The sequence below is a fragment of the Flavimaribacter sediminis genome (assembly GCF_019492055.1).
GTDB classification, from domain to species: Bacteria; Pseudomonadota; Alphaproteobacteria; order Rhizobiales; family Rhizobiaceae; genus Flavimaribacter; species Flavimaribacter sediminis.
The window spans coordinates 201,061-216,990 of the sequence record NZ_JAICBX010000003.1 but is presented as its reverse complement, the minus strand read 5'-3'; the positions used below and the strand labels follow the sequence as shown (position 1 = coordinate 216,990).

Sequence of the window (15,930 nt, the reverse complement as noted above, 5' to 3'; positions counted from 1 at the left end):
TCAGGCAGTCAGCCCCACTTTCTGCAGGTATTCTTCCAGGAGCGCCATCTCGGTTTCTCCGACAATCGCGCCGACATAGCCATCCGGACGAATGAGGGCCCATTCACCTGCCGCAAGACCATAGGCCTCGCTGAAATGACTCCAGACATCGACGAGCTCTCGGCCCGCTCCGATCCTGTGAATGTTCAACCCCTTGCGCGCGGGAGGATGGCAGTCGCCGGTTTCGTACCCGATCAAGGTCCAGTGCGCGCCTTGGAATATCTCGAACAGCCTGCGCGCCTGACCCGCGGCGCCCTGCAGTGGCGCATCGGGCGCGCGGTCTCCCCCGCGCAGGCCGCCGGTGCGTGCCGGTTCTTCCAATAGCAGCGGCGAATGCGGATAACCGATGTCAAGCTGGACGACGTCGCGGCCCCGTCGCATTTCTCCGTGCTTGAGTTCATCGAGGAGTTTTGTGGCGAGACCCAGCATGCCGGCCGCCACCGGACGTCGCTCCGCCTCATAGCTGTCGAGCAGGCGGTCCGGCGCGCCGCCCAGAACCGCCCCGAGCTTCCAGCCAAGATTGTAGGCGTCCTGGATGCTGGTGTTGAGGCCCTGTCCACCGGTTGGCGGATGGATGTGGGCGGCGTCGCCGGCAAGGAAAACACGTCCGATGCGGTAACGATCGGCAAGGCGCGCGCTCATAGTGTAGGAGGACGACCAGTTTGCCTGAGTAATTGCAATATCGTCGCGCCCGGTGCGTTGCTTTACCATTGCTTCGAGACCGCCGAGCGAGAGGTCCGGTTCGCTTTCGAGCGGGATGGGGGCCTGCAACTGGAAAAGATCGGTACCGGCAAGCGGGCATATCGAGAGCTGTTCCGCCTCGGTTCTCCGGTACATGTGCCAGGCGTCACGGTCCAGACCCGTCAGCCTTACATCCGCGACGATCGACCGGGCCTGCAGCGATTTGCCTTCAAAGCCGACATCGAGCGCATGGCGCACGAAGCTGCGGCCGCCGTCCGAGCCGACGAGAAAGCGGGCGCGCATGGTCTCTTCCCGTTCATTATGGCGGATGCGCGCGTTTACTCTTTTTCCGTCCTGCTCGAGTCCGACCAGTTCGCAACCGTAGTCCGGTTTATGGCCGGTTTCTGCAAGCCGGTCACGCAATACCCCTTCCGTCAGATATTGCGGAACCATGAGAGCAAGGTGGTAAGGCTCGGCAGGCGTCGGATCGACGTGTTCGGTGACCGGGATTTCGGTGAAACCGCCGTCGTCGCGGTGTTTTCGCTGGGGCGGGTACATCCCGCCGACGGCAACGAGGCGGTCGAGAACACCGAGATCCTCGAATATCTCCTGGCTGCGCGGCTGAATCCCCTTGCCGCGCGAGCCGCCGAAGGGTTCGTCGATCTTGTCGATCAGGCGGAAGGAGACGCCTCTTCTGGCGAGATCTATGGCAAGCACTAGTCCAGCCGCGCCCGCGCCGCATATCAAAACGTCGGCTGCCGTCTCCATGGCGATACCCCAATTTTCTCCAATTGACGATCAGGATACTACAGTAGATCAAGAGACGATACTTGAGCGGGGCTTCCGGGGCGTTGTCTCGGATTGCATGTGAGTCTTTTAACGACAACAACAATCACTTCTTGTCTTGCGGTTGCATTGTGTTGTCACAACATAGATGCATGTATGCTTGCAGGCGGTTGAAAGAGAGGGAATCGGATGGCGAAGCTGCAGAATATGGACGCGGAGATTGAAAAGACCCGCGATATCGTCAACGACATGCGGTCGAAGATCGAGAAATCCGGGGCGGTTCTACAGGAATTTTCCAAAGCCGAGACCAAACTCGGAGACGCGGAATTCGAGATCGAGAATGCGCGTATCGAGGATGTGATCCGTCAGCAGAAAGTCATGGAAGGCAATATCGCTGATCTCATCATCGGTCTTGAAGACGCGACAAACGTCTTCGGCGCCGAGTTCGAGAGCATGAAGAATTTTTCCGGGTGGGAGAAATTCGTCGGCGTCTTTTCCAAGCAGCGCATGCAGCGACTGCGCACCGACCGGGTGCGCAACATGTCGCTGTCCGACAATCTCCAGGAATTGCTGGCGAAGTCTGACGCCATCGTCGGCATTCTGAAGGAGCAGAAATCCGTCCTCGAGGACCGTTACAAGACATCCGAGGCCAGTCTCGTCCAGGTCATCGAACGACGCAAATCGACGATGGCGAGTCTCGAGACCACGCAAGCCCGCATCGAGGAACTCAACCCGTTGCTGATGGATATCGAGAACAAGATCGCGGCGTCCACCGACCAGTCGACCCGCACGCAACTTGAATCCGAACGCACGGCGCTCGCCACCGAGTATAATCAGGCTCAGGCCAAGGAGCAGGAATTGCTGGCTGAAAGCCAGACGCTTGAGCGCTACACGTCGATGTTCCAGACCTTCGTCGATTCCCTCAACAACCAGATCGCCGCACAGAACACACTGATCAACAAGCTGACCATCGACACCGAACAGCGCATCGTTCTTTACAAGGCCCTGGAAGATTCGCTGAAGACAGCCGCCCAGCAGGATGTCGCTCACAAGATCAATACGCTCGGAAGTCAGGTCGACACCGCGGCCGAAGAAACCATGGCCGGCATCGGTTCGGCGGCGCAGCGCCACATCGCCGATCTTCTGGAAATGCACGAAAAGAACATGCTCTCGACACAGGATATCCAGCGCCGCAAGAAACTGGCCGACGACGCGTTCGCCAGACGGTTTTCGGAGGTGATGGAAAAGCACAACGCCTCCAACTACGTTCAGTCCTGATGCAACGAGCCGCATCGGCAGATCGATGAAAAGCGCCAACAACCAGGCGGAGCGATATTTCGACGCGATGCGCGCCGCCCTTGACGGGCTGGACGTGTTTCTCGGCGATCGGACATCGCCCTTTTACCAGCACGGGCTCATCGCCCAGGTCGTGAGCGCCTACATCGAGCGTCTGAACGGGACCTTCGATTGCTGGCGGAACCGGATCGGCTTCGCCGACCGTTTCCGTATTCAGCGCGCGGAAAGCGGTTTCCCCGTCTATCACAACGTGCTTGAGCTCGCGAACGATCGAAAAGCCGCCAAAAAGCGGCTCGCCGCGATACCGGACGCGGAAGATCTGCGGCGGCAAATGGTCGATCACATTTTCACCAAGCGAAGTTTTCCCGCGAGGCAGCAGGAAAAACTCGCTGAACGGCTCTATCTCGAATCGCTTCGGAAGGGCGATGTTTTCCTGCCTTTCATGCTTCCGGAAACGGTCAAGGTTTCGGTCAATCCAAAGAGCGGCCGGCCCTACTGCGTGGTGCATTGGGGTGTTTTCGACGGCACGCGCTCCCTGCCGATGGTCTATCTCGCCGTCATCGAGGATTCGAGCAGCAAACTGACCGAAATGCTGGTGACGAAGGAAAACCGGCTGAACCGGAACATCGAGATTCCGCTGCCTGTGGAAGGCCTCCTCAATCCGCTGATTGCGCACGAATTCGACGCCTTTGCGGAAAAGAACAGCGCCTATTCGCTGTCGCCCGCCACGATCGCTGTCAATATGGACAAGGATTTCGACGAACTGCATCCGAAGCAGTTGCACCGTTTCGTGCTGGGGCCGTTTTACTCCGCCGGAATCACCGAGCACAACAATCGGGTGACCGACGTGCTTTCCCGGGTCAGCCGACCGGAAAATGCCTGGATGCTGACGTGGACGCTGCAGGAAGTCGTGTCGAAATCCGAGAAGCCTGCACGTCACGGCCTGTGGAGCAGCCAGCCCGCGAAACAGGAGTTTCATATCGAAACCAACGATCTCGAAGCCACGCGACAGGGCGTAAGCTATTACGAAAACCATGCGCTCGTGACGCACGACGCCTACCAGGCCCTGTTTGCGAGCAATGAGGCGGCCGACGTTTTCCAGGGCTATTCGGTGCACGTGATTTCCGGCAACCAGATCATCAGCGAGGTTCACAAATGAGCCGCAATGCAGGCCTGACGACTATTCCCGAAGACGATATCGAGACGCATATTGCGACCGCGCAGTCAATGGTGACAAGGACCGTTATCCTGGAGCACGACGACGGACGGTCGAACACAGCGCTGGCGGGGACCGGAAGGCGTTTCGTCTCAACCGTGTCCACCGGTTCGGCGCGAAGAACCAGGCAGGTGGAATTCAGCAGGACCGTCTCCGATGTTCCGCCGGTTGACGAAATGCTGTCGATCCCGAAACACGCGCTTCTGTATCGCGCCCGCCGCGGGCTTGCGATCGCGCTGGCGATCGCCGATGACTTTGCAAAGCAGAGCGACCTCGAGAGTCTGAAATCGCGCAACCGGGCGTCGCCGTTGTCGGGCGACGACGCGCTGCGCTTCAAGGCGCTCCTTTCAGCCTCTTCCTATGTGGCGGCGTTCACCTTCGCTGCCTATCTCAGCCAGTTGCTCGACGGCGAGGTGGAGCCGGTCGCAGACTCGAAAGAGCCCGCCTACGAATTCGACACCCCGCAGGACGCGCTGAAATCGTTGCTTGCAGGCCTCGACATGGCGATCAGCGGCAGTCCGGACGAGATCGCCCTGAACGCGCGCGCCAAGGCGTTTGCCCGCACGGCGATCGACGGCCTTCTGCAGCGCCGGGCGCGCTTTACAGGTCTAGCAGGATTCGCCGAGGCGCATATCCGGATCGAGAAGGACGATTTCACCCTCAACGGCTTCGAGGTGGCGCCCGGAGAAAAACGCAAGCCTCTTGTCATGAGCTTCAAGAAGCCGAACGAGATTATCGGCAACCACATCGCCAAGTACCAGGCGATGAAGCTCGCCAAGATGCTGGTCGCCTATGACTTCGACAGACAGATGAACCCTTTCGTCGAGCTCGGCGGTTTTCTCTTCACTTTTATCGGCGACGGAATGCCGGGAACCGGCAAGACGATCCTGATCCAGATGATTGCGGGGCTGATCAACGATTATTGCCGCATCGCCGGTTACAATTTCCACTACGAGAACTTCGGCGTCGACCAGATTTCCTCCTATCAGGGCAAGTCCGGCCAGAACTGCAAGGAGTTTGTCAACAATGTCGTCAATCCGCGTGCGATCGGTTTCGGCACGATCGACGACATCGACCAGGTGGCGGCCAGACGTTCGGATGATCGCGCTTCAGCCGGCCAGCACGAGGTGACCGCGGTGCTGATGGAGAGTTTCGCAGGGGCTTCCACCGTGGTGCGCGGGAATTGCTGCTTCGGCATGTTCTCCAACTATCCGGAGAACGTGGACGACGCGCTTCGCCAGCGCGCCGGCGCCCGCTGGCTGGTCGACGGACCGCAAAGCAGGGACGACTATATCGATATCTTCGTGCTGCTTGCCGGCAAAAACCACGACATTCCGCTCGGCTCGCATTCGCTGTTCGCCGGGCAGGAGATCAACCGGGCGGTGGCTGCTTCCTATGAGGGGCACGAGCGGCCCAGGGAAGACGGGCTCGTCGCCGTTTGGGACGCCTTTGCGAAGGAAAGGGGCGAACCACAAACGATGGCCGATATCGGCGAATACCTCTACCGGATCAAACGGGCCGAGCCGCGCTTTACCGGGCGCGCCATCAAGAACATCACCGATGCGATCAAGCTGCGGGCGATGGATATCGACCTGCCGGACGAATGGTTCGAAACGCCCGAAGCTTTCATGCACAAGTCTTACGACGACAAGAAAGCGATGATTGAGGACCTGCGAGGTCCTTTCACGATCGACATGGTTCTGCAAGAGATCAACCGCTACGCCGATTCCGAATTTCGATACACGGACAAGTCAGACGACGCAGCCGTGCAGGAAATCGTTCGTCGCGAGCGACAACGCGAAAAGGCCGTGCGCGAGATCGAAGACATGAAACGCGACGGACGCTGGCAGGCCTGATTTCTCTATGGAACGCCTTCTCGAAAGAAAGTTGATCTACGGCCGGCTCATGGAGATCTCCGAGCCGCACCTCATCGAGCGCTACAATCGAGCGATGACTGCTTTCGGCTTGCCGCCAACAAAACTCGAAGCGTTCGATATCGATATGACCGGTTTTTCGCCTCAAATCGCCTTGGAACTCGATGACCGGGATTATCTGGATCCGAACCGGATCAACCGCCGCTTCATCATTCTGTCGCCGTTCCAGGAAAGCCTGCCGGTCGTTCATACGAGTTTTTCCAACACGGCGTCGCTGATGCATCAGTTTTTCCAGGCCAATCGACGGGCTGTCCACGCCGTGACGATTCGCGATGCCCTTTACGGCGAGATCGAGGAGCATGTTTCGCAGGTACAGGAAATCGAGGACCTGCTTTCGATCAACGAAGTCACATTCCACGTGCGGGCGGCTGACGGGACGCTGGCGAAATCGGAGGAACTGCGCGAACTGGCGGACCGTTTGCTGACGTCGCCCAATGCATGGCGCAACGACGCCATGATCGAGCGCATGGTGGAGCTTGTCCGTCACACGGGCGACATACGCCAGAACGATCTCGTGCCTGACAAGCTGGTGTTCCGGCAGGACGCCTATTGGACAAGCCATTTCGGCGGCCTGTTCGTATTCGCCGACGATCGCGACCTGACAGTCATATGCGACCCGGCCGCTCCGGGTTTTCGCCGTTCCAGGCCGTGGCAGGTCAGCTATCTGCCGCTGGAGGATCATGAAAGTATTTTCCGGTTTCTGGATCAGAGCGGGCGCATCGAGACGGCGGATGCGGGCTGGCTGAAAACCTCCGGCTTCCTCGATCACCGCATCGAGATGGCGCTGTGGGCGCTTGTCAACCGGACGCAGCCGGATATCGATTTTTCCGGGGTGGATGGCCAGTGGTTGCACAACTGGGGTCTTCGTCATGCAGATCTCGTCGCGCAGGATAGCGAACTCTCCTTTCTACGGGACGTTTCGAGAAGGCTGGACAATGGCGGCGATGTCCACATCAACGACATGCCGGCCTCCTTGCGGTTCCTGTTGGTCCGGGCCGACCCGTCGCATCCGGACCGCTGGCTGACGAACCAGCTTATCAGTCTGATGGCGCCGTCCGATTTCGTTTCGCGTTTCATATTCGACAAGCCTGGCTTCTATGATCTTTACGAGGATTACAGCGATGGCTTTCGCGCCCATGTTGTGGCAACACTCACGCGTACCTATCTGCAGGACAAGCGCGCCTTTCGCCAACGCCTTTACGGACTAGACGAGGACTGAGACCATGCTGGATCCGATCATCGCCTTTTTCGAGCGCATATTTCACTGGATTGGGCATGGCATAGGCCTTTTGATCGCCTGGATCCTCTGGCCTTTTCTGTTGCTTGGACGGTGGTATCGCCGCAGGGGATTCATCTTGCGCGCCGTGATCGGGGTTTTGGTGCTCGGTCTGTTTGTACTCTACGGTCTGTTTTTCTGGAACGCGCTCTGGATCAGGAATTTCGATCCCGACTACGTCACGAAGTTCCAGCAGGATCGCCTGGAGACCGGAGCCGGCGAGCAAACGTCGATCGAAAACAGCTCACAGACCACGCGCACCTGCAGCCGGTCTGCGATCGTCGACGCGCTCGCCGAACTGATCGATTTCAACGTCAACCAGAATCGCTGGATGTCGTCGATGGTGCTCTACAAGCTCGGCTTCTTCGGGATCGACTGGGACTCGACGCCGTTTCTCGACAACAAGGCTTCCTTCCAGCGCGGCGCGCAGCAGGCGGTGCAACGCACGGCGATTGAACTTGTGGACGCGCTTGGCCGCGTGCGCGGAACCTCCGCTGCGGACGAGGATCTGACGCGCGCCAGGGGCCGTCTGCAGTATGACGAATACACCTGGTATTTCACCCTGTCGCCGCCATCGCCGATTCTGCCGACGCCGGACGCCTATCGCGAAGGCCGGGAACGGCTCCTCAAGTTCAACGACAGGCTGGAAAACTGCAACGCCGTCTTCGACGTGCGCGCCGACAATCTGATCCGCTTTCTGGATCGCATCGCCAGCGACATCGGGTCGACGTCGGCGGCGCTGCGCGACCGGTCGGACGCCTCGAACGCCGGATGGTTCGATACCCGCGCCGACAACCAGTTCTGGTACGCTTACGGGCAGCTCTACGCCTATTACGGCGTCCTGAAAGCCGCCCATGCGGATTTTGCCGATATCATCGAATCGCGGCAGCTCACCGATGTCTGGGACACGATGGAAGAGCAGCTCCGCGCTACGCTCGAACTCGATCCGGTCATCGTCTCCAACGGACGTGAGGACGGCTGGATCATGCCGTCGCATCTGACGACTGTCGGATTTTACCTTTTGCGCGTCCGCTCGAACCTTGTGGAGCTTCGCTCGATTCTGGATCGCTGAGCATTTTTCGTCCGTTCAACTGACATTTCGCGGCCTGTCGAACGTGAAAGCACTATTGCGAATAGAATGCGCTAGATCCGGCGCAAATGTCAGGGAAATACACATTCCTGAATATCAATTTTGGTGATTATCTCCATCTTTTTCGTCGTATCATCGCGGAAATCACAGGAGATCGCCATGAATGCCCCGTTTTCCGATGGAAGGTTCCGGTTTTCCGCTCCCTATGCCGGCGACGACGACGCGCTGATCAAGGGTTTTGCATCGCAGTTGCAGTTTGACGTCGATCAGAACGCCCGGATCGACGAGCGCGCCAGCCGCTATATCCGCGCCATACGGGACAATTCGGGCTCAATCGGCGGCATTGAGGATTTCCTGCGGGAATACGGCCTGTCGACGCCCGAGGGGCTGGCGATGATGGTGCTGGCCGAGGCCCTGCTACGGGTGCCGGACGCGCGAACCCAGGATCAACTCATCGAGGACAAGCTGAAGGAAGGCCACTGGAGCGAACATACGCCGCATGGCGAGACCTGGTTCGTTTCCGCGTCGGCCTGGGCGCTCGGCATGACGGCGCGGGTGATCAGGCCCGGCGAGACGCCGGAATCGGTCATGCAGGGCGTCGTGCGCCGGCTCGGCATGCCGACGGTGCGCACGGCGACAAAACAGGCCATGAGGTTCCTCGGTTATCATTTTGTGCTCGGGGAAACCATCAAGGACGCCCTGGAGCGCGCAGAAAAGAACGAGCAGCGCGGCTGTCGCCACTCCTTCGATATGCTGGGCGAGGGCGCCCGGACAGGAGAGCATGCGCGGCGTTACTTCAAGTCCTACGCGGATGCGATCGAGGCGATCGGCAAGGCTGCCGGCAAGAAGACGCTGCCGGACCGGATGGGCATTTCGGTCAAACTCTCCGCGCTGCATCCGCGTTATCTCGCAACCCATCGCGACAGGGTCATGAAGGAACTGGCGCCGAAGCTTCTCGAACTGGCGCAGATGGCGCGCCGTCACCAGCTCAATTTCACGGTTGACGCGGAGGAGGCGGATCGCCTGGAGTTGTCGCTCGACGTGATCGACGCCGTGTTTTCCGATCCGTCGCTCGACGGCTGGGACGGGTTCGGCCTCGCGATCCAGGCCTATCAGAAGCGGGCGCCGCAGGTCATCGACTATATCGATGCGCTTTGCCGCTCCACCGGCCGCCGGATGATGGTGCGGCTCGTCAAGGGCGCCTATTGGGATACGGAGATCAAGCGGGCGCAGGAGCGCGGGCTTGCAGACTATCCGGTCTTCACGCGCAAGGCGGCGACGGATGTTTGTTATCTGGCCTGCGCAAGACAATTGCTCGAGGCAAGAGAGCGCATTTTCCCGCAGTTCGCGACACACAACGCCCTTACTGTCGCCACGATTCTGGAAATGGCCGGCGACGATCGTTCCGGCTTTGAGTTCCAGCGCCTGCACGGCATGGGCGAAGCCCTCTACAAGGCCGTCCTGAAGGACAGCGCCCCGATGGCGTGCCGTATCTACGCCCCGGTCGGCGGCTATCGCGACCTGCTCGCCTATCTCGTCAGGCGGCTTCTCGAAAACGGGGCCAATTCGTCTTTCGTGACAATCGCCGGGGACAATAAAATTCCGGTTTCGGACCTTCTGAAACGTCCGGCCCTGATGCTGCAACTCGACAAGCGAAGCGCGCGTCATTCGCAGATCGGCCTGCCTTCTGAAATCTATCCTGATCGTCGCAATTCGGCCGGCGTCGAATTCGGCGATCGCAGTGAACTTACCGCTTTGCTCGAAGGCATCGGGCGAGCAGGATCAGCCGTCGCCGCCGCGCCGTTGTTGCCCGGATACAAGCCATTCGGGGAGGAAACCGCTGTGTTATCGCCGGCCGATCCGTCGGATCAGGTGGGCGCCGTCCGGTTCGCCGATCCGCAACTGGTCAAACAGGCGATGAAGGCGGCGCGCAAGGGCTTTGCGTCATGGTCGCGCCTTCCGGTCGAAAAACGCGCCGAGGCGCTGGAGAAGGCGGCGGACGCCCTTGGGACCAGCCGTGACCGGATGATGAACCTGCTTGCCCGAGAAGCCGGCAAGACACTGGACGACGGCATCGCCGAGATTCGCGAGGCCGTGGATTTCTGCCGCTACTATGCGAACCAGTCGCAGCGTCAGTTCGGCAAGCCGACCGTAATGCCTGGACCCACGGGTGAGGAAAACCGCTACGGCTGGCGCGGCAGGGGTGTCTTCGCCTGTATCAGCCCGTGGAATTTCCCGCTTGCGATCTTTACCGGGCAGGTGACGGCGGCGTTGGCCGCCGGCAATGCGGTTATCGCCAAACCGGCCGAGCAGACCCCCCTGATCGCCTACGAAATGGTACGCATACTGCATGAAGCGGGCGTTCCGGAAGACGCGCTTATCTATCTGCCGGGGGCCGGGGATGTCGGCGCCGCCCTGACCGCGCATCCGGAGATTGACGGGGTGGCCTTTACCGGTTCGACCGAAACGGCAAGAGCGATCAACCGCAGTCTTGCGGCCAAGGACGGTCCGATCGTTCCGCTGATCGCCGAGACCGGCGGGCTCAACGCCATGATTGTTGACGCAACGGCGTTGCCGGAACAGGTGGCCGACGACGTCGTCATGTCGGCGTTCCGTTCCGCCGGCCAGCGCTGCTCGGCGCTGAGAATCCTTTTCGTTCAGGACGACGTCGCCGATTCCATGATCGCGATGATCGAAGGCGCGGCAAGGGAACTGTCTATCGGCGACCCGAAAATCGCCTCCACCGATATGGGGCCGATCATCGACGAAACCCAACGCCGCATGCTTGCAGAACACGTCGCCGCCATGGAGATATCGCAGTCCGTGCGCTATGCCGGCGAAGCGCCGGAACGCGGCACGTTCTTTGCGCCGCATATCATAGAACTGGACAAGGCGTCAGCGTTGAAGGAGGAAGTCTTTGGTCCGATCCTGCATGTGGTGCGCTGGAAATCGAAGGATCTCGAGAAGGTTCTGAAAGAGATCGCATCGACCGGCTATGGCCTGACGCTCGGCGTCCACACACGCATCGAGGCGACGGTAGGCAAGGTCGTTTCAGCGCTCGACACCGGCAATATATATGTCAACCGCAATACGATCGGCGCCGTGGTCGGCACGCAACCTTTCGGCGGCTCCGGCCTGTCCGGCACCGGCTTCAAGGCGGGCGGCCCACACTATCTCAGCCGCTTCGCGCAGGAGCAGGTGGTGTCGATCAACACGGCGGCGGCCGGCGGCAACGCGACGCTTCTTGCGATCGGGGACGAATGAGCCGCTTCCGGTCGACTTGTCGCGAATGACGCATTTTTCGACTTTATTGGACCTTTAGGCGCTCGGGTTTTTGGGCTCTAAATTGTGCTGCGGCTTTGAGGAAGTCCGCTGTCACTATCGGGAGGAACCCAAATGGCCGAAGTCAAGTCCGACATCGAAATTGCGCGCGGCGCTTCCAAAAAGCCGATCATGGAGGTAGGCGAGAAACTGGGCATTCCGGGCGAAAGCCTGTTGCCCTACGGGCATGACAAGGCGAAAGTCTCCGCCGATTTCATCAAGTCGCTGCAGGGCAAGCCCGATGGCAAGCTGATCCTTGTCACCGCGATCAACCCGACTCCGGCCGGCGAAGGCAAGACGACGACCACGGTTGGTCTTGGCGACGGTCTCAACCGTATCGGCAAGAAGGCGGTGATCTGCATTCGCGAAGCCTCGCTTGGCCCCTGCTTCGGGGTCAAGGGCGGCGCCGCCGGCGGCGGCTATGCGCAGGTGGTTCCGATGGAGGACATGAACCTGCACTTCACAGGCGACTTTCACGCGATCACCTCCGCCCACAATCTTCTGTCGGCGATGATCGACAATCATATTTACTGGGGCAATGAACTCGGCATCGACCTGCGCCGCGTCGCATGGCGGCGGGTTATGGACATGAACGACCGGGCCTTGCGCGAGATCGTGTGTTCGCTGGGCGGCGTGGCGAACGGTTTTCCGCGCGAAGCCGGCTTCGACATCACTGTCGCCTCGGAAGTCATGGCGATCCTGTGCCTCGCCACCGACCTGCAGGATCTGGAAAGACGTCTCGGCGACATCATCATCGGCTATCGCCGCGACAAGACGCCGGTCTTCTGCCGCGACATCAAGGCCGATGGCGCCATGGCCGTGCTGCTCAAGGACGCGATGCAGCCCAATCTCGTGCAGACACTGGAAAACAATCCGGCGTTCGTGCATGGCGGCCCCTTCGCCAACATCGCGCATGGTTGCAATTCCGTCGTGGCGACGACCACGGCCCTGAAGCTCGGCGACTACGTCGTCACCGAAGCCGGTTTCGGCGCCGATCTCGGAGCGGAGAAGTTCTTCGACATCAAGTGTCGCAAAGCGGGACTGAAACCCGCCGCCGCGGTGATCGTCGCAACGGTGCGCGCAATGAAAATGAATGGCGGCGTCAAGAAGGAAGATCTTGGCGCAGAGAATGTGGAGGCCGTCGAAAAGGGATGCGCCAATCTCGGTCGCCACGTCCAGAACGTGAAGAAATTTGGCGTCCCGGTAGTCGTCGCGATCAATCACTTCATCTCCGACACCGATGCGGAAATCCAGGCAGTCAAGGACTATGTCGAAACCCTGGGCACTGAGGCGGTCCTGTGTCGGCACTGGGCGGAAGGCTCGAAAGGCATTGAGGACCTCGCGCACAAGGTGGTCGCCCTGGCGGAATCCGGGAAGTCTCAATTTGCGCCGCTCTACGCCGATGACATGTCGTTGTTCGAGAAGATCGAGACGGTGGCGAAGAACATCTACCACGCTTCCGAGGTCATCGCCGACAAGTCTGTGCGGGACCAGTTGAAGCAGTGGGAGGACCAGGGTTACGGCAACCTGCCGGTCTGCATGGCGAAGACGCAGTATTCCTTCTCGACCGATCCCAATCTGCGGGGTGCTCCAACGGGTCACACTGTTCCGGTGCGCGAGGTGAGGCTTTCGGCCGGCGCAGGCTTCATCGTTGTGATAACCGGAGCCATCATGACGATGCCGGGGTTGCCCCGCACGCCGTCATCGGAACATATTCGCCTGAACCCGCAAGGCTATATCGAGGGCTTGTTCTGAATGCCTCATCGCAATTTGACACACGCGCCATCTTGCATGGCGCTGCGCTTGGCGCTAACAAGACGTTATGAGAAATGATCGTAACAACATGAACTGGTGGTGGGTTCGCTAAAAGCGGCCGCGACCAGTCATGCGTGACGACAATGCAAGCCGCCGAGAACCAGTCCGGCGGCTTTTTTGTGCCGGGCAGTCGGCGAAACGGGGATCGTGACTGATGATGGCAACGAAAAACACCGAAGACTCCGAGGAATTCACGACGCGCGGCGGGGTGTCGGTCAGCCGAACGCGCCACGCGGTGTCCTATTCCACGGCGCTCGACGACTATATCGAAGGCCTTGACAGCCGGCGCGGCGCAGTCTTCTCTTCCAATTACGAATACCCCGGCCGCTATACGCGCTGGGACACGGCGATCATCGATCCGCCCCTTTCTATCATCGCGAGGGGTCGCTCCATGCGCGTGGAGGCGCACAATGAACGCGGCGAGGCGCTGCTCGCCATCGTTGCCCGGCGTCTTGAGCGCGAAAAGGAGATCGAACTCGGGCTGAAACTCCAGCGCAGTCTCGAACTGACCGTGCTCATGCCGAAGGGATCCTTTTCGGAGGAGCGCCGGTCGAAGGTTCCGACGGTTTTCACGCCGCTGCGCGCCATCATCGATCTGTTTTTCAACGAGGAAGACGACAATCTCGGACTGTTCGGCGCATTCGGCTACGATCTGGCGTTACAGTTCGACAGCGTTGATCTGCATCTCAAGCGACCGGATGGCCAGCGCGATCTGGTGCTCTACCTGCCTGACGAGATCCTCGTTGTCGACCATTATTCAGCCAAGGCCTGGGTCGACCGCTACGAATTCTCGCGGCGGGACCACACCACCGTCGGCAAGTCGGCCGAGACTGACTCCACGCCGTTCGAGATGGCGGAAAACACCCCGCCGCGCGGCGATCACGAACCCGGCGAATATGCGCGCCTCGTGCGAAAGGCGAAGGAGAAATTCCAGCGCGGCGACCTTTTCGAGGTGGTTCCCGGACAGATGTTCTACGAACGCTGCGTCAGCCCGCCATCGGCGATTTCGCGGCGCCTGAAGGAAACCAACCCGTCGCCCTATTCCTTTTTCATCAATCTTGGCGAGCGTGAATATCTGGTTGGCGCGTCGCCCGAAATGTTCGTGCGCGTCAATGGTCGCCGTGTCGAGACCTGCCCGATTTCCGGAACGATAAAGCGCGGCGAGGACGCGATCGCGGATTCACAGCAGATCCTCAAGCTGCTCAATTCGAAAAAGGATGAATCGGAACTGACGATGTGTTCCGACGTCGACCGCAACGACAAGAGCCGCGTCTGCGAACCGGGCACCGTGCGCGTCATCGGCCGGCGCCAGATCGAAATGTATTCCCGTCTCATCCATACTGTCGATCATATCGAGGGACGACTTGCCGATGGCATGGACGCTTTCGACGCCTTTCTGAGCCACGCCTGGGCGGTGACCGTCACCGGCGCACCGAAGCTTTGGGCGATGCGCTTCATCGAGGAGAACGAGAAGAGCACGCGGGCCTGGTATGGCGGCGCTATCGGCATGGTCGGCTTCAATGGCGACATGAACACCGGACTGACGCTGAGAACGATCCGTATCAAGGACGGCATCGCGGAGGTGCGGGCAGGGGCGACGTTGCTTTACGATTCCGATCCGGACGAGGAAGAGGCGGAAACGGAACTCAAGGCGTCGGCCATGCTTTCAGCAATCCGGGAGGCTGGCAAGGCCAACGATGTCGCGTCCACGCGGTCCGCCGCAAGGGTAGGCGACGGCGTCAGCATCCTGCTCGTCGATCACGAGGACTCCTTCGTCCATACGCTCGCCAATTATTTCCGCCAGACCGGCGCAAAGGTAACCACCATGCGGTCGCCGATTTCGGACGCGGTCTTCGACGAGGTCAAACCGGATCTCGTCGTACTGTCGCCGGGGCCGGGTTCGCCGAAAGATTTCGACTGCAAGGCGACGATCAAGAAAGCGCGAAGCCGCGACCTGCCGATCTTCGGCGTCTGTCTTGGACTGCAGGCGCTGACGGAAGCCTATGGCGGGGATCTCCGGACGCTCGCCATACCCATGCACGGCAAGCCGTCGCGCGTTCGCGTGTCCGAACCCGGTCTGGTTTTCTCGGGTCTGGGCAATTCCGTGACCGTCGGTCGTTACCACTCGATATTCGCCGATCCCGCGACGCTTTCGCAGGATTTCATCATCACGGCGGAAGCGGAGGACGGAACGATCATGGCGATCGAGCATCGAAGCGAACCCGTGGCGGCCGTCCAGTTCCACCCCGAATCCATCATGTCGCTCGGCCAGGACGCCGGAATGCGCATGATCGAGAATGTGGTGGCGCATCTCGCCCGTCGCGCCTGACCGGCTGAAAAGGCTTGCCGTGCTTCGAGCGGGCGGTTATAAGACCGCCCATGTCGAAGAGCACGTTTGATATTTTTGAAGATCTGAAGGTCGCGAGCACCTTGTGCGCGCCGGCCCTGTCCGTGCTTCTTCTTCTCGGCCTTACTG

Annotated in this window: 9 protein-coding genes; 8 read left to right on the top strand and 1 reads right to left on the bottom strand. The window is 60.1% G+C overall.

What is annotated here, in order from left to right; genetic code table 11:
- Entirely contained in the window at window positions 1–1,494 is a 1,494-nt protein-coding gene (locus tag K1W69_RS16650; RefSeq protein ID WP_220230000.1) for an FAD-dependent oxidoreductase, read from the bottom strand.
- Between the two features lie 201 nt (window positions 1,495–1,695).
- On the opposite strand from K1W69_RS16650, the gene K1W69_RS16645 reads away from it, so the two are divergent.
- The 8 genes from K1W69_RS16645 (at window position 1,696) to K1W69_RS16610 (ending at window position 15,783) form a co-directional block, all read left to right on the top strand.
- Window positions 1,696–2,784, top strand: coding sequence for a coiled-coil domain-containing protein (locus K1W69_RS16645; protein ID WP_220229556.1), 1,089 nt, complete (start codon window positions 1,696–1,698; stop codon window positions 2,782–2,784).
- A gap of 25 nt (window positions 2,785–2,809) precedes the next feature.
- Window positions 2,810–3,961: a hypothetical protein gene (locus K1W69_RS16640; RefSeq protein WP_220229555.1), complete on the top strand. Its 1,152-nt coding sequence runs from the start codon at window positions 2,810–2,812 to the stop codon at window positions 3,959–3,961.
- Window positions 3,958–5,874 (top strand): AAA family ATPase, encoded by a 1,917-nt coding sequence (locus tag K1W69_RS16635; protein ID WP_220229554.1) that lies wholly within the window; start codon window positions 3,958–3,960, stop codon window positions 5,872–5,874. Before K1W69_RS16640 ends, K1W69_RS16635 begins: the two co-directional genes overlap by 4 nt.
- 7 nt (window positions 5,875–5,881) lie before the next feature.
- Entirely contained in the window at window positions 5,882–7,171 is a 1,290-nt protein-coding gene (locus K1W69_RS16630) for a DUF6638 family protein (protein ID WP_220229553.1), read from the top strand.
- A gap of 4 nt (window positions 7,172–7,175) precedes the next feature.
- Window positions 7,176–8,300 carry a DUF2333 family protein gene (locus K1W69_RS16625; protein WP_220229552.1) on the top strand — a complete coding sequence of 375 codons (1,125 nt, stop codon included), beginning with the start codon at window positions 7,176–7,178 and terminating at the stop codon, window positions 8,298–8,300.
- A gap of 177 nt (window positions 8,301–8,477) precedes the next feature.
- Window positions 8,478–11,582 carry a bifunctional proline dehydrogenase/L-glutamate gamma-semialdehyde dehydrogenase PutA gene (putA, locus tag K1W69_RS16620; protein ID WP_220229551.1) on the top strand — a complete coding sequence of 1,035 codons (3,105 nt, stop codon included), beginning with the start codon at window positions 8,478–8,480 and terminating at the stop codon, window positions 11,580–11,582.
- 132 nt (window positions 11,583–11,714) lie between these two features.
- Complete coding sequence (locus K1W69_RS16615) at window positions 11,715–13,394, top strand: formate--tetrahydrofolate ligase (RefSeq protein ID WP_220229550.1); 1,680 nt, start codon at window positions 11,715–11,717, stop codon at window positions 13,392–13,394.
- Window positions 13,395–13,611: 217 nt separating this feature from the next.
- The gene (locus K1W69_RS16610; protein WP_220229999.1) at window positions 13,612–15,783 is read left to right on the top strand and encodes an anthranilate synthase; all 2,172 of its coding nucleotides are present in this window, start codon (window positions 13,612–13,614) and stop codon (window positions 15,781–15,783) included.
- Window positions 15,784–15,930: the final 147 nt, after the last annotated feature.

Excerpts from the sequence above, each read along its gene's own strand:
- K1W69_RS16640 (WP_220229555.1), top strand. The coding sequence starts at position 2,810 with ATGAAAAGCGCCAACAACCAGGCGGAGCGATATTTCGACGCGATGCGC.
- putA (WP_220229551.1), top strand. The coding sequence starts at position 8,478 with ATGAATGCCCCGTTTTCCGATGGAAGGTTCCGGTTTTCCGCTCCCTAT.
- K1W69_RS16630 (WP_220229553.1), top strand. The coding sequence starts at position 5,882 with ATGGAACGCCTTCTCGAAAGAAAGTTGATCTACGGCCGGCTCATGGAG.
- K1W69_RS16625 (WP_220229552.1), top strand. The coding sequence starts at position 7,176 with ATGCTGGATCCGATCATCGCCTTTTTCGAGCGCATATTTCACTGGATT.
- K1W69_RS16610 (WP_220229999.1), top strand. The coding sequence starts at position 13,612 with ATGGCAACGAAAAACACCGAAGACTCCGAGGAATTCACGACGCGCGGC.
- K1W69_RS16645 (WP_220229556.1), top strand. The coding sequence starts at position 1,696 with ATGGCGAAGCTGCAGAATATGGACGCGGAGATTGAAAAGACCCGCGAT.
- K1W69_RS16635 (WP_220229554.1), top strand. The coding sequence starts at position 3,958 with ATGAGCCGCAATGCAGGCCTGACGACTATTCCCGAAGACGATATCGAG.
- K1W69_RS16615 (WP_220229550.1), top strand. The coding sequence starts at position 11,715 with ATGGCCGAAGTCAAGTCCGACATCGAAATTGCGCGCGGCGCTTCCAAA.